Origin of the sequence: Chitinimonas arctica, assembly GCF_007431345.1 — a bacterium.
Taxonomy (GTDB): domain Bacteria; phylum Pseudomonadota; class Gammaproteobacteria; order Burkholderiales; family Chitinimonadaceae; genus Chitinimonas; species Chitinimonas arctica.
The window spans coordinates 1,260,739-1,275,833 of sequence record NZ_CP041730.1 but is presented as its reverse complement, the minus strand read 5'-3'; the positions used below and the strand labels follow the sequence as shown (position 1 = coordinate 1,275,833).

The following is a 15,095-nucleotide window of genomic DNA, read 5'->3' as shown; positions in this document are numbered from 1 at the left end:
CAGGCGTTAAATCAACCCGCTTCTCTTGAACTCTGCAATGGCGCCATCCACAATTATTTTGGCGCGCACTTCGGGGTCTTCATCGATCGACAACATTGTCCAGTGCCTCCCCACCGACGAACTGTTCCACACTCTTCTTCCCGTCTTGACGTCTATAAGATCCCAGTTGATAGTGTAGCGCTTCCAGCGATCGCTAAGTTCAATGCTGCTCGGGAAGATAATCAATCTGTAATCTGTACCGTGCGTTCTCTCTTCAAGCAAATTGCTCTCTATCGTTCGTCGTATAGCAAAGCTCGACTCAATACTGGACCCTGAATGCGCGAAGGCGAACGACCTGCCGGCTTCACTATCCTTTAAGCGAATAACTTTTAGGGAAACGTCCGCACTCGCTAGCGACTGGGTAAGCTGTAAATGCAATTGAGCAACCATCGTCGGTCCGAGGTCCCCATCACGCAGATCGAGGAAGGAATATGCGTATACCTTCGAACCTCGAATTGATGGACCGTGAGTGGCGTTAGTACTAAAGCTGTTTGTTGCGCACCCTGCAAGTATGCCAACCAGAGCAAAAATTGCTGCGCGTCTGGGAATGGATTTCATATATTGAAATAAGATTTGTGTAAAGTGAAATGGAAGCCTGCTGTCGGGTGAGAAGCTCCGGAGGCCAGGTCATTTTGCACAAAGCTTAACAAACGCACTTAAATTTCCGACAAAAGGCAGTTTAACCAGTTCTTCACCTTACAGATTACGAAGAACGGTCGTTAGGGAAACACTGATTCCCAAGGCCGGGCCGACACTCAGCCCGCCGCTGCCTCATAGATAATCTTCCAGTCATCCGCCTGCCGACGGAAATACAGGCGCTTCTGGCTGCGGTTCTCCAGATTGCTGCTTTTGTAATCCTGGGCGAAATCGGCCATCAGCAGATTGCCTTCGCGGCTGGGGTAGCTGAATACACTGAGGTCTTCCAGGCGGATCCTGGCCCACTGCTTGCCGGCATTGACGGCGATCTTCTGGGCCTTCCATCTGGCCAGGTCATTGTTGCCGCTGCGGAAATCGCCGGCGTAATGCGCCAGGTACCGGGGCGCATTGAGGCTTTCCCAATCGCGGCGCCAGTTCTCCAGCTTGTTCAGGGCGGCTTCGCGGCGCTGTTGCCAGACCTCGCTGGAGAGCCATTCCACCGACGATGCGATCACGACCGGTGTATTGGCCTGTAGATAGCTACCGAGTGCGGTCATATCGGTATTCGACATGGCGACGCAACCGTTCGATGCCTTGGGCGCCCGGCTATAGGTGTCGTAAGGCACGCCGTGCAGCCAGATACCGCTGCCGGTGCGGCCCTGTTGCCTGTCCCAGTCATTCGGATAGCTGATCGGCCAAGCGCCTACGCCATACAGTTGCGCGCGCTGGCCGTAATTCTTGTCCAGTTGTTCACGCGGCAAATGGCCAGTGACAAAATACACCCCTAGCGGCGTGCGTTGATCGCCCTCGCGCGACTTGTCGAAGCCCAGTTTGCCGATGGTGACGTAGAAATCCAGCACGTAGCGCGGTACGCCACCGTCGTTGCGGAACAGATAGAGGCGGGACTTGCTGGCATCGACAACCACGGCGAAGCGCTGGCCGTTGGTCAGCTGCAACAGATTGGAAGGTATTTCATTCAGCGGCGGTGGGGCGTTGTAGCGCGCCATCCGCACGCTGGCTTCTTCACGCAAGTCGTTGAGCTTGTCGTCGACGATGGGGGCGCTGCCTATGCCTGCCAGCGGCTGGGCACGGGCCATCAGTAAATCGCCCTTGAGCAGGTGGGCCAGGCGATAGTTGGGGCGGACGTCGAGCAGTGCATCGACCAGGCGGTCAGCCTCGCTCAGCCGGTTTTGGCGGATAGCATTGAGGGCCGCCACGATCACTTCTTCCGGCTTGGCTTGCGCCAGTTGTGCCGGGGCCCTTTGCAATAGCGACAGCGGCGCCGCCGCGCCGCGTGGCCACTGCATCGAGTTGGCGGCGGGCGCAAGATAGAGGCCAGCAAAAAGGCAGGTGGCGATTTTCAGCCAGGAACGGCGCATGGAGATCTATCCTACCCGTTCTTCTCTGATCAGCCAACGACTGCCGTTTTTCTCCATGACCAAGGTCTTGGTGGTCGAGTTTTCCAGCTTGTCCGACTTGTAACGTTGTACGAAGCGCACCGTGGCGGTGTCGCCTTCCAGCTTGACGCGAATGTTGGCCAGCTTCACTTCGATCCGTTTGGCCGCCTCGATCCGTTCGCGCCGCTGCTGCTCCCAAGCGCTGCGACCGATGCCGCCGGGCTTGAAGCTTTTCGCGTAGCTTGCCAGGTAGCCGCCGACCCGCCGTTGCGACCAGGCATCCGCCCAGCCATTCACGGCGGCCAATATCTGCGCCTCGGCTTCCTTGCCGGCGTTCGGGCTGGCGACGGGTGCGACGGTAGCGGGCTTGGGTTCCGGTTTGGGGAGGGGTTTCGGTTCCGGTCTCGGCTCCGGTTTCGGCTCCGGTTTCGGCTCCGGTCTGCTCACGATTACCCCAACCGCCGGGGTGGCCGCCGGTTTGGTGGCAGCAACGACAACTGGTGTGGGGAGTGGTTTGGTAACGATCGCAGGCGGGACCGGCGGTCTGGTCTCGGCCGGCCTGCTGGCCGTTGCCGCGCTGCGACTGACCAGATCCTGCACCAGCGCCAGGCGCGAGGAGGCGGGACTGGCCGGTGTGCTGACCTGGCCGTTCTGACGTTCGACCACGTCGCGCTGCAAGGCCTTTTCATAAGACTGCGCGGCAAGCTTGGCGTATACGTCGGCCAGGTTGGCATGGGCGGTGGCATAGGCCGGGTTGGTCTGCAAGGCCATCTGCAGTGTAGTGCGGGCGCGGTCCAGCTGGCCTTGTTGGGCGTACACCGCCGCCAGATTGTTATAAGGCTCGGGCAGGGCGGGGTAGTCAACGGTCAACGAGCTAAAGACCTGGATGGCTTCGTTGCTACGGCCAAGCTGGGCCAGCGCATTGCCGCGCAACAGCCGTAGCCGCGCATCGCGCGGGGCTTTGAGCAATGCCCGGTCCGCCGACTGCAGCGCCTCGTCGGCCTGGCCGCGCGTCAGGCTGCCGGCGATATCGTCGGCTTCGCCGGCATGCGCACCTGCCAATAGGGTGATACTCAGCAGTAAAGATATAAAACGGAAAGCGGGCATCGGCTGGACGGAAGTTGAGTGGGAACGCAAACTCCTCATTTTATCAGACTCGCCGCCCTGGCCGTTCCCTAACGATGCTTGCCAATCTACCCGCCGGCCTACAGACCGTATTGTTGCTCGTCTGTTCCAATATTTTCATGACCTTCGCCTGGTACGCCCATCTCAAGGATATGGCCGCCAAGCCGTGGTACATCGCTGCGCTCGCCAGCTGGGGCATCGCCTTGTTCGAGTATCTGCTGCAGGTGCCAGCTAATCGCACCGGCTTCACCGTCTATAGCCTGGCGCAACTCAAGATCATCCAGGAAGTGATCACGCTGGCGGTCTTCGTGCCGTTCGCCATGTTCTACATGGGCCAGCCATTCAAGTGGGATTTTATCTGGGCTGGCCTGTGCTTGATGGGCGCTGTCTATTTCATGTTTAGAGGGTAGCCCTGCGAATCGGTTAAAACCCGCCGGGCTATGAATCGAATCTTTGCGCTGTGGCCGACGCGTACTCGCAATGTTTTGCCTTATGCTCGGCCGAGGCGCCCCTTTATCCAGCGCCGCCCGAATGGCTGCCAGGCCCTGCACTCTGTTGGGTGTGGCCGCCGCCCGAGCTACTGGAGCCGCCTGCACCGGTATGGCTCGATGCGCCCCCGGTTACCGCGCCGCCGGCAAGCGTGGCGCTGAGCACGCGCACGCTAGCGGCACTGTTCCAACGGTTCGATGCACTAACCGGCGTGCTAACCGGCGTGCTAACCGGAACAGCCCCGCCGCCGCCCTGGCCGGCACCTGTCATGGGCGATAGCGCTGTGCTGCCGCCCGACCTGCCGGCCGTGCCACGTCCGCTTCCGCTGCTGGTGCTCCCCATGGTCGCTGGCCTCGCACCGGAGCTGCTGCCACTGTTCCCACTTCCACCGCTTTCGTCACCGCGCAAATGGGGAGGGGTGTGGGCGCGGATCAATACGGGCCGATCACCAACCGCGCCTTCGACGGTCGCGGAGTTATAGACCCTCAGGCCGATCGGGTGCGGCCTGTAAGCATGATTGGTCTGGAATTCCACATTGCCAAGCGGGGTGTCTCGCAAAGGGAAGCCGTTTGTGCGTCTTCTTTTGTCTACATCTTGACTGCTGTACAACGTGGGCGAGGCGATACCTACGTCGATGTCGCTGCGCTCGTTGCGGGGACCGCCCTCTCGAAAAGGGTTTCCGCTGCGGAAGCTCCGTCCGGTGACAGAGCTGCCAGAAACAAACACGATGCCGTCTCGCGCCAGCTGCGCCAATGGCCGTGTTGCATCACGAAATGTCTGAGCATTTGGGAAGCCGTGTTGAGGGAACGCTAGGTAGCCCGAACTGCTTGAACTGCTTGAACTGCTTGCACCGCCGCCGCCGCCGCCCCCGACACGGGAGCTCGACGAACTGGTGCTAGGGCTGCTACTGCTCACGGCAGGCATAAAGCCTGCCGAGCTGCCCACCGGGGGTGCAAAGCTGGGCCCGGAGCTGCCACTGGCTGACGATAGCGAAGGCTGTGGACCGGGCGAGCTACTCCGTCCGCTGGCGCCACCACCACCGATACCAACCCCGTCCATGCTGGACAGGCCTCCGGCGCTGCCAGTTGCCATGCTGCCGCTACTGGGGGCAGCACCCATGCCGTGCATTGGCGTGAGCAATCCACTGCCCACCTGCGGCCACCGCGATGCTCTCGCTTGGTGCGGCGCAGTCAATGGAGTCGAAAGGGTGCCTTGGCCCGAACTTTCCATGCCACCTCCAGGGCCGCCCGAACTGCTTGCACCGCTGCCGCGCCTGACGCCGGAGTTCGGCGAACTGGTGCGTGTGCTGCTACTGCTCGCAGCAAGCGTAGAGCCTGCCGAGCTGCTCACCGGCGGTACAAAGCTGGGCCGGGAGCTGCCGCCGGCTGACGATAGCGAAGGCTGTGGGCCTGGCGAGCTACTCCGTCCGCGGGAGCCGCCGCCACCGAAACCAACCCCGCCCATGCTGGATACTCCCGGGCCGCCTGAACCTGGGCTGGAAGCGGCCCTTGCATAGCTCATCCGACTGGGTTCGGCGCCGACGCCCTGGTTAGGGGAGCCGGCGGTACCGCCGCCCGGCCCGCCGACAGTCGTTGCCCGGGGGGATGCGCTACCCGTAGTTGTCTGTGCTAGAGATTGTTGTCCAGTCTGGCCTCCACCGCTGGCTTGCGGGCTGCCGCCGCCCCGGCCTCGTCCGCCACCACCTGATCCGCTCGACCCACCCGAACCGTTTGACCCGTCCGATGATTTCCCGGAATTTCCACGACCTGCCCACATGATGCTTGCCTCGCCATTTCATTTGCCACGGCCAGCGGAGCTGTCCGCCGGAGGGAGGCTTGAGCAAGGGCCATACCAGACGGTACAAATTGCTTACGCCTCGGTGCTACGCGATTTCCACGGTGCCATCAGGGGGCCGCGTGGGAGTGAGGTGGGTGGCAAAGTACCCGGCGGGGGTAGGAAATGTCCCCGCCCGGTTGAGCGCATGTCTGGGGTTTATGGGAAGCGCTGCAAAAGGTGTGTGCCTGGTAACGTTACGCTGGGCTGGACTGTGTTTGATGAGGGCGATGCATTTCATGTTTAGAGCGTAGCCCTGCGAATCGGTTAAAATCGTCGTTCGCACAAATACAATGGCTTGCCGCGCTTATGTCGAATCATTCTTCCGCTCCCGATACCAATGCCCCCGTGGGCACCAATTTTATCCGTACCGTCATCGATTCCGATCTGGCCTCCGGCAAGCACCAGCGTACCGTCACCCGCTTCCCGCCCGAGCCCAACGGCTACCTGCACGTGGGTCATGCCAAGTCGATCTGCCTGAATTTCGGCATCAAGGAAGACTACAAGGCACGCGGCCTGGCGGCGGAGTGCAATCTGCGCTTCGACGATACCAATCCGGAAAAGGAATCGGAAGAGTACGCACAGAGCATCCAGGCCGACGTGCACTGGCTGGGTTTCGAATGGGACGGTCAGGTCCGCTGGGCTTCCGACTATTTCGAACGCCTATATCAATATGCCGAGGAGCTCATCGGCAAGGGGCTGGCCTTCGTCTGCGAACTGAACGCCGAACAAATGCGCGAATATCGCGGCAATTTCGGTGAGCCGGGCCGCAACAGCCCATTCCGCGACCGCCCCGTAGCGGAAAACCTGGCCTTGTTCCGTGCCATGCGCGCGGGTGAGTTCGCCGATGGCGAAAAGACGCTGCGCCTGCGTATCGACATGGCCTCGCCCAATCTGAATATGCGCGACCCGGTCATCTATCGGATCCGCCGTGCCCACCATATCCGTACGGGCGATCAATGGTGCATCTACCCGATGTACGACTACACCCATTGCATCTCGGATGCGTTGGAGGGTATTACCCATTCGCTCTGCACGCTGGAATTCGCCGATCACCGTCCACTGTATGACTGGGTGTTGGCCAATATCAGCATCGGCTGCCATCCGCAGCAGATCGAGTTTTCCCGCCTGGAGCTGCTCTATGCGCTGACCTCCAAGCGCAAGCTCAACCAACTGGTGACCGACGGCCTGGTCAGCGGCTGGGACGATCCCCGCATGCCCACCGTGATCGGTATGCGCCGCCGTGGTTACAGCCCGGCGGGCATCCGGCTGTTCGCCGAACGCTGCGGTGTTTCCAAGAGCGAGAACGTGATCGACTACAGTCTGCTGGAAGGCGCCGTACGGGAAACGCTGGAAGCAGAAGCGCCGCGGGTGATGGCGGTGCTGGATCCGATCAAGGTCACACTGAGCAACTATGAAGCGGGTGTCACCGGATCGCGCTCGGCGCCATTCCACCCGCAGCACCCGGAGTTCGGCGAGCGCGACGTACCGATTTCGGGCCATATCTATATCGAGCGCGAAGATTTCGCCGAAGTGCCGCCGGCCGGCTGGCAGCGCCTGACCCTGGGCGCCGAAGTGCGTTTGCGCTATTCCTATGTGATCAAGTGCGACGAAGTGATCAAGGATGCCGCCGGTACGGTGGTCGAATTGAAGTGCTCGCTCGATCCGGCCACCCTGGGTCAGAACCCGGTGGGTCGCAAGGTCAAGGGTGTGATCCATTGGATCAGTGCCGAGCATGCGCAAGAAGCCGAGGTCCGGCTGTACGAGCGCCTGTTCACCGAGCCCCGTCCGGATGCGGTGCGCGGCGAAGATGGCCAATACGTCGACTTCAAGCAATTCATCAATCCGGAATCGCTGCGGGTGCTGACGGCCTATGTCGAGCCGGCGGTACGCGACGCAGCGCCCGAGACCCGCTACCAGTTCGAACGGCTGGGCTATTTCGTTACCGATCGGCACGATCATGTGCCGGGTGGCAAGGTCGTATTCAACCGTACGGTCGGCCTGAAAGACAGTTGGACCAAGTCAGCTTGATTCGTCCGTCGGTGGAATGGGTCAACGATCAAATCGGAAAGTAACAGCGTGCTTGAATCCCAACTGAGCTTTTTGCTCGAGCTCGACAAACTCAAGGCCATCTTGCGCCGCACCCGTCCGGTCGGCATGAGCCGGCTGGAGAATTCGGCCGAGCACAGCTGGCACGTGGCCGTCATGGCCATGTTGCTGGCGGAGCATGCCGAACCGGCCATCCAGGTGGATAGGGTGGTCAAGATGCTGTTGCTGCACGATATCGTCGAGATCGATGCGGACGACACCTTCCTGTATGACGAGACGGCCTCGCTGGATAAGGCCGACAAGGAAGAAGCCGCCGCCGCCCGTATCTTTGGCCTGTTGCCGCCGACCCAGCGCGACGAGTTCACCGCGCTGTGGCGCGAGTACGAAAACCGAGATACCGCCGATGGCCGTTTCGCCTATGCCTGCGACCGGCTCCTGCCCATGCTGCAGAACCTGGCCAACCAGGGGCAAAGCTGGCGCGAGCATGGCGTGCGCTTCGAGCAGGTGCTGCGCAAGAACCTGCCGATCCAGGAAGCTTCCCCTTCGCTATGGCAATACGTCTTGCCCAAGCTGGAAGCCGCCCGCGACGCGGGCTGGCTGGCCTGATTGACACCGCCGGGATCGTGGCGGCATGAACGCCTGGCGTTCGGTCCCCTTTACCTGGCGCATTGAAAGAACACGATGTCTCCTCTCCAGAACGATACCTTCCTGCGCGCGCTGCTGCGCCAGCCCACCGATTACACGCCCTTATGGCTGATGCGCCAGGCGGGCCGTTATCTGCCGGAATACCGCGCCACGCGTAAACAGGCCGGCTCCTTCCTGGACCTGTGCAAGAACCGCGATTTCGCGACCGAAGTTACGCTGCAGCCGCTGGAACGATTTCCGCTCGACGCCGCGATCCTGTTTTCCGACATTCTCACCGTGCCCGACGCCATGGGCCTGGGCTTGTATTTCGAGGAAGGGGAAGGACCCAAGTTCGAGCGGCCCTTGCGCGATGAGGCGGCCATTCGTGCCCTGGCCGTCCCGGATATGACCGAGCTGCAGTATGTATTCGACGCGGTTGGCTCCATACGCCAGGCGCTGGCCGGGCGGGTGCCCTTGATCGGTTTCTCCGGCAGTCCCTTCACCTTGGCCTGCTACATGATCGAAGGCGGTGGTTCCACCACCTACAGCCGTATCAAGACCATGATGTATGACCGGCCGGAACTGCTGCACCATATCCTCGATATCAATGCCAGGACGGTGACCGCCTATCTGAACGCGCAGATCGAAGCAGGCGCCCAGGCGGTACAGATTTTTGACAGCTGGGGCGGCACGCTTGCTTTCGGCAAATACCAGGCGTTCTCGCTGGATTACATGAAGCGCATCGTTGCGGGGCTCAAGCGCGAGCACGATGGACGCCGGGTGCCGGTGATCGTGTTCACCAAGGGTGGCGGCCTGTGGCTGGAAGACATCGCCGATTCCGGTTGCGATGCGGTAGGACTGGATTGGACAGTGGACCTGGGCGATGCCCGCCGTCGCGTAGGCGACAAGGTAGCGCTGCAGGGAAATCTCGATCCCAATGCGCTATTCGCGCAGCCGGCGGCGATAGAAGCGGAAGTCGGCCGCCTGCTGGCCAACTATGGCGAGGGTAGCGGGCACGTCTTCAATCTTGGTCACGGTATTTCCCAGTTCACGCCGCCGGAGCATGTGGCTGCCCTGTGCGAGGCGGTACATCGTCTTTCACGCGCGCCCCTTGCCGGCTGAGTTTACCGGCGGCACCCGAGTTGATCCGCCGCCGCCGATAAGGTGGGCCGCGGATCAGAGAAAACAATGACTTGGGCGATGTTCTTGAAGTGACGCCACCGCAATGCAGGCTAAGTTATGCACAATGAAATGCCATCTGGCTTTTTCGCTTGTCAAGTCCCGCATGGCACGAGGGTAAAATGCCACCGACTTGACAACTAATTGATAATAAACGGGTTTTTTTGTTGCTCAAATTTTGAGCAAGTCAATGCATCGCTTGATGCATCCGGGGTTTAGCGCGTTTCCCCAAACTTGCGCACAAAGTTATCCACAGGAATTGTGGACAGACCAAAAACCCTAGCAGCTACGGGCATTTAACTCGATTTATCGGTTTTAAAAATTGTTTTCTTGACACGCGATTCGTCAAACCAAGGTCCATACCGCCCGATGCCCTACCTTCGCGTTGCCCTCGATATTCCGCTTGCCCGTCTGTTCGACTATATGGCCGAAACCGCCGAGCTCGACATGGTGGGTAAGCGGGTCGTGGTGCCCTTCGGTAATCGTCGCTTGGTGGGCCTGGTGCTGGAAGTGGACGAACTGCCGGCCGATCCGTCGCTGAAGATCAAGCCGGCCGAGGGGGTATTGGACGATCTCCCGGCTTTGTCGGCCGCGGTGCTGGACCTGCTGCGCTTTTGCGCCGACTACTACCAGTATCCGCTGGGACAAGTCGTCCACACGGCGCTGCCGGGCCGCTTTCGCGAAGTTGGCTATTTCCGCGTGCCGCCGGCTTGCGCTTACCAGGCCTGTGACCCGGATGCGCTGATGGCTTCGCTGAAGCCGCAGGCCCGAACCCAGCGGCGCGTGGCTGGCCTGCTGGCGCAGCCCCGCAGCGAAGCGGAACTACGCGCGCTGGCGCCGTCCGCCTGGAAGCTGGCGCAGGCGTGGCTGGCACAAGACAAGCTGCGATCGGTGCCCTTGGCGGCGGTGACGCTGCAAGTGGCGGCTGGCCCGGCGCTCAACCCGGAGCAGGCGGCGGCCGTTGCCGCCATTGCCGCCGGACAAGGCTTTGCCTGCCATCTATTGCGCGGCATTACCGGTAGCGGCAAGACCGAGGTCTACCTGCACGCCATCGCCGCGATCCTGCGGGCCGGCCGGCAGGCGCTGGTGCTGGTACCGGAAATCAATCTGACGCCGCAGCTGGAAGCGCGCTTCCGGCACCGTTTTCCCGGCACCGCGATCGTCAGCCTGCATAGCGGCGTGGCGGATGGCGAGCGCGCTGCCGGTTGGGTACGGGCTGCCCGTGGCGAAGCGGCAATCGTCCTGGGTACGCGGCTGGCCGTGTTTACGCCGCTGCCACGGCTGGGTCTGGTAGTGGTGGACGAAGAACACGACGCCAGCTTCAAGCAACAGGATGGCCTGCGCTATTCGGCCCGCGATATCGCTGTCTATCGCGCCAGGCTGGCGGGCGTGCCCATTGTGCTGGGTTCGGCAACGCCTTCGCTGGAAAGCTGGCAGAACGCCGTGGCAGGCCGCTACCGGCGCCTGGATCTGGTCCAGCGCGCCGTCAGCGGCGCCCAGCCACCCAGCATGCGCCTATTGCCGACGCGTCGGCAGCCGCTGCAGGATGGCCTGCATGCCGCCACCCTGGCCGCGATTGGCGAGCGCCTGGCGAGGGGGGAGCAATCGCTGGTCTTTCTGAATCGGCGTGGTTACGCCCCGGTCATCCATTGCAGCGAGTGCGGCTGGATGGCGGCCTGTACCCGCTGTTCGGCACGCCTGACCGTCCACTTGCGCGAGCGGCGGCTGCGCTGTCACCACTGTGGCTGGGAGCAGCATTTTCCACCCGCTTGCCCCGGTTGCGGCAATGCCGATATCAAGCCTGTGGGGCAGGGCACGCAGCGCCTTGAAGCCACCCTGGCAAGTTTGTTTCCCGAGGCAAGGGTGCAGCGCATCGACCGCGACAGCATGCGGCGCAAGGGTAGCTTCGAAGCCGCGCTCAAGGCTATCCACGCCGGTGAGATCGATATCCTGATCGGTACCCAGATGTTGGCCAAGGGGCATGATTTTCCGGCGTTGACCCTGGTGGCCGTGGTGGGTGCCGACGGCGGCTTGTATTCGGCCGATTTCCGCGCCAGCGAACGCCTCTATGCCCAGTTGGCACAGGTGGCCGGCCGGGCTGGCCGGGCCGACAAGCCGGGTGAGGTGCTGATCCAGACGGATTTCCCGGAACATCCGTTGTACCAGGCACTGCTGGCGGACGACTATGCCGCCTTCGCTGCTACCGAGCTGGCCGAGCGCAAACTGGCCGGCTTCCCGCCTTTTCTGCATCAAGCCGTCCTGCGCGCCGAAGCCGACACCCTGGCCGAGGCCATCGCCTTCCTGAATCGCGCCGTGGCCTTGGCGCCGGAAAGCAGTGAGGTCACCGTGTGGGACCCCGTGGCGGCCAGCATGATGCGGCTGGCAAGCCGCGAACGGGCCCAGTTGCTGGTGCAATCGGCCGGCCGCAGCCGGCTGGGTGCGTTCCTGGCCGCCTGGATGCCGCGCCTGCGAAGCGAGCGGAACGCTAAGGTAAGATGGTCCCTCGATGTGGACCCGCTGGAACTTTGACGGGGCGGACGAATCGTGGCCGACTGGGCCGATAGGAGGAAGGATGGTCAAACCGCTGATGGGCCTGCTTTGGCTCTGTTTGCTGATGCAGCAAATCGGCCTGGCAGCGTTGCCGGAACCGGTGCTGGCCGGCCTGAAGGCCGCCAAGCTACCCGCCGGCGCGCTTGGTGCGGTGGTGCTGCCGGTGGATGGCGGGCCGGCACGCTTGGAACATCAGGCCGATACCGCTTTCAATCCCGCTTCCACGATCAAATTGCTCAGCACCCTGGCGGCACTGGAAACCCTGGGGCCGACCTTTCAATGGCGCACGGCCTTCTATACCGACGGCCAGCTCGATGGCGATATCCTGCGCGGCAATCTCTATCTGCGGGGCAGTGGCGATCCCAAGCTGACCTATGAACGCGTTTGGCTGCTCCTGCGCGACTTGCGGGCGCGCGGTGTGCGCCAAGTGAGTGGCGAGCTGTTGCTGGATCGCAGTTATTTCCGCCCGGATGCCGATGCGGCCGATGGCGCGATCGATGAGCAGGCCGAGCGCGCCTACAACGTCGCACCCGATGCGCTACTGCTCAACTTCAAGGCATTGCGATTCGATATCGCGGCCGATGCCAAGCGGGTCAGCGTGCGTATCGATCCACCCTTGGCGGGCGTGCAGGCGGAAAGCCGCATGAAGCTGGTGGATGGCGACTGCGAGAGCTGGACGCAAGGTTGGGCCCGCCCGGAGATCGTCAAACATGCCGACGGGCGGCTTGCCATCGCATTGCAGGGCCGCTTCCCACGCCATTGCCACGGCAGCCGCTATCTCGGGCTGCTGGAGCCGGCCGAGTTCGCTGATCGGCTGGTCCGTGGCTTGTGGACGGAACTGGGGGGCGCCATCGTCGGCGGCACCCGCGAAGCACCGCTGCCATCCCAAGCCCGTCTTTTGGTGGAACAGTATTCGCCGCCACTGGGAGAGTTGATACGCGATATCAACAAGCTATCCAATAACACCATGGCCCGGGGAGTCTACCTGACCCTGGGGGCCGAATACGCCCGTGCCAATCCCGCCGCCATACCCCTGTCCAGCCAGCAATCGGCCGACCTGGCCTTGCAGGCTTGGTTGAATCGAAAAGGCCAGTCCTACCCCGAACTGGTGATGGACAACGGCGCCGGCCTCTCGCGCATCGCCCGCATCAGCCCGCGCCATCTGGCCGGTGTGCTGGCTTTGGGGCATGCCGGCCCATTCGCGCCCGAGTACGCTGCCAGCCTGCCCATCGTCGGACTGGACGGCACCATGCGCAAGCGCCTGCCGAACAGTTCGCTGGCAGGCTCCGCCCGTATCAAGACCGGCACCCTGGACGACGTGAAAGCCGTTGCCGGCTATGTGCGCGATAGCGCCGGCCGCGACTGGGTCGTCGTCGGCCTGATCAATCATCCGCGCGCCGAATACGGCCAAGCCGCACTGGATGCCTTGCTGGAGTGGGCAGCCCGCTAGGGCCAACCGTGGCAAAGCCGTGCTTGCCTGCTTAAAACTGATATCTCCCTGAGAATGAAACTATCCGCATGAAATACCACGACCTCCGCGACTTTATCGCCCAGCTTGAAGCCATGGGCGAACTCAAGCGCATCAAGGCACCGGTTTCCACCCAGTTGGAAATGACCGAAATCTGCGACCGGGTGTTGCGCGCCGGCGGTCCGGCCTTGCTGTTTGAAAATGTCCCTGGCCACGATATGCCGGTGCTCGGCAACCTGTTCGGTACGCCCCGCCGCGTTGCCTTGGGCATGGGGGCGGAAGAGGTGGGCGCCTTGCGCGAGATCGGCAAGCTGCTGGCCTATCTGAAGGAGCCCGAACCGCCCAAGGGTCTCAAGGACGCCTGGGAAAAGTGGCCCATCCTCAAGCAGGTTCTGAATATGACGCCCAAGCTGCTCAAGCGGGCAGCTTGTCAGGATGTGGTATGGGAAGGCGAACAGGTCGATCTGCGGCGTATTCCCATCCAGCACTGCTGGCCGGGCGACGTGGCGCCATTGATCACCTGGGGCCTGGTGGTCACCCGCGGGCCGCACAAGGCACGTCAGAACCTCGGCATCTACCGCCAGCAATTGATCGGTCGCCGCCAGTTGATCATGCGCTGGCTGGCCCATCGTGGCGGCGCGCTGGATTTTCGCGAGCACGCCATCAAGCATCCGGGCCAGCCCTTTCCCATCTCGGTGGTGCTGGGTTGCGACCCAGCCACCATCCTCGGCGCGGTGACGCCGGTGCCGGACGCCTTGTCCGAATACCAGTTCGCCGGCCTGTTGCGCGGTAGCAAGACCGAGCTGGTCAAATGCCTGGGCAACGATCTGCAGGTACCCGCCAGCGCCGAAATCGTACTGGAAGGACATATTCCAAGCGCCGCCAAGGGCTGGAGCGGCAGCAGCGAAACCGGCGTGCCCATGAAGGAAGTGGGCGGCTATTTATGTGCGTTGGAAGGTCCGTATGGCGACCATACCGGCTATTACAACGAGCAGGACTGGTTCCCGGTCTTCACGGTGGATCGCATCAGCACGCGCAAGGACCCGATCTACCACAGCACCTATACCGGCAAGCCGCCGGACGAGCCGGCCGTGCTGGGTGTGGCGCTCAACGAAGTGTTCGTGCCCATCCTGCAAAAGCAGTTCAGCGAGATCGTCGATTTCTATCTGCCGCCGGAAGGCTGCTCCTACCGTATGGCCATCGTCAGTATCAAGAAAGCCTATCCGGGCCATGCCAAGCGCGTGATGTTCGGGGTATGGAGTTTCTTGCGCCAGTTCATGTACACCAAGTTCATCGTGGTGGTGGACGACGACGTGGATGCCCGTGACTGGAAGGAAGTGATCTGGGCCATCACCACCCGGATGGATCCCAGCCGCGATACGGTATTGGTCGATTCCACCCCCATCGACTACCTGGATTTCGCCTCGCCGGTATCCGGCCTGGGCTCCAAGATGGGTTTGGATGCCACCAATAAATGGCCGGGCGAGACGACGCGGGAATGGGGCGTGCCGATCACCCAGGATGCTGCCGTGAAAGCGCGCATCGATGCGCTTTGGGATACGTTGGATATCTAATTGCGGCTCATTCCGGCTACCGTCGGGATGAGGGCGTGCCAAAGCACCCGCCACCCCATTTCGGGAAGAGGGTGCTTGCGGGTGAGGGAAATCCGCCGCCTATCCAGCCATGCGTTCCGCGCCGGGCGCTGG

Annotated in this window: 11 protein-coding genes; 8 read left to right on the top strand and 3 right to left on the bottom strand. The window is 62.1% G+C overall.

The window, feature by feature from the left end:
• Nucleotides 1–6 precede the first annotated feature (6 nt).
• The 3 genes from FNU76_RS05620 to FNU76_RS05610 form a co-directional block, all read right to left on the bottom strand.
• A complete protein-coding gene (locus tag FNU76_RS05620; protein ID WP_143856792.1) occupies nucleotides 7–429 on the bottom strand; it encodes a DUF4136 domain-containing protein in 423 nt (140 codons plus the stop codon).
• Nucleotides 430–794: 365 nt separating this feature from the next.
• On the bottom strand, nucleotides 795–2,054 hold the full coding sequence (locus FNU76_RS05615; RefSeq protein WP_143856791.1) for a L,D-transpeptidase family protein: 1,260 nt from the start codon (nucleotides 2,052–2,054) through the stop codon (nucleotides 795–797).
• Between the two features lie 6 nt (nucleotides 2,055–2,060).
• Nucleotides 2,061–3,179 (bottom strand): YybH family protein, encoded by a 1,119-nt coding sequence (locus tag FNU76_RS05610; protein ID WP_143856790.1) that lies wholly within the window; start codon nucleotides 3,177–3,179, stop codon nucleotides 2,061–2,063.
• A gap of 74 nt (nucleotides 3,180–3,253) precedes the next feature.
• Here FNU76_RS05610 and FNU76_RS05605 point away from each other — a divergent pair, with 74 nt between their 5' ends.
• From FNU76_RS05605 to ubiD, 8 genes are all read left to right on the top strand, one after another.
• Entirely contained in the window at nucleotides 3,254–3,607 is a 354-nt protein-coding gene (locus FNU76_RS05605) for a DMT family protein (protein ID WP_143856789.1), read from the top strand.
• 1,307 nt (nucleotides 3,608–4,914) lie between these two features.
• The gene (locus tag FNU76_RS05600; RefSeq protein ID WP_143856788.1) at nucleotides 4,915–5,202 is read left to right on the top strand and encodes a hypothetical protein; all 288 of its coding nucleotides are present in this window, start codon (nucleotides 4,915–4,917) and stop codon (nucleotides 5,200–5,202) included.
• Between the two features lie 626 nt (nucleotides 5,203–5,828).
• A complete protein-coding gene (locus FNU76_RS05595) occupies nucleotides 5,829–7,550 on the top strand; it encodes a glutamine--tRNA ligase/YqeY domain fusion protein (protein WP_143856787.1) in 1,722 nt (573 codons plus the stop codon).
• Between the two features lie 48 nt (nucleotides 7,551–7,598).
• Nucleotides 7,599–8,174 (top strand): HD domain-containing protein, encoded by a 576-nt coding sequence (locus FNU76_RS05590; protein WP_223879237.1) that lies wholly within the window; start codon nucleotides 7,599–7,601, stop codon nucleotides 8,172–8,174.
• Nucleotides 8,175–8,249: 75 nt separating this feature from the next.
• Nucleotides 8,250–9,314 carry a uroporphyrinogen decarboxylase gene (gene hemE, locus FNU76_RS05585; RefSeq protein WP_143856786.1) on the top strand — a complete coding sequence of 355 codons (1,065 nt, stop codon included), beginning with the start codon at nucleotides 8,250–8,252 and terminating at the stop codon, nucleotides 9,312–9,314.
• Between the two features lie 426 nt (nucleotides 9,315–9,740).
• A complete protein-coding gene (locus FNU76_RS05580; RefSeq protein ID WP_143856785.1) occupies nucleotides 9,741–11,900 on the top strand; it encodes a primosomal protein N' in 2,160 nt (719 codons plus the stop codon).
• A gap of 43 nt (nucleotides 11,901–11,943) precedes the next feature.
• Nucleotides 11,944–13,371 carry a D-alanyl-D-alanine carboxypeptidase/D-alanyl-D-alanine endopeptidase gene (gene dacB, locus FNU76_RS05575; protein ID WP_179958365.1) on the top strand — a complete coding sequence of 476 codons (1,428 nt, stop codon included), beginning with the start codon at nucleotides 11,944–11,946 and terminating at the stop codon, nucleotides 13,369–13,371.
• 68 nt (nucleotides 13,372–13,439) lie between these two features.
• Nucleotides 13,440–14,963 (top strand): 4-hydroxy-3-polyprenylbenzoate decarboxylase, encoded by a 1,524-nt coding sequence (gene ubiD / locus FNU76_RS05570; RefSeq protein ID WP_143856783.1) that lies wholly within the window; start codon nucleotides 13,440–13,442, stop codon nucleotides 14,961–14,963.
• Nucleotides 14,964–15,095 lie beyond the last annotated feature (132 nt).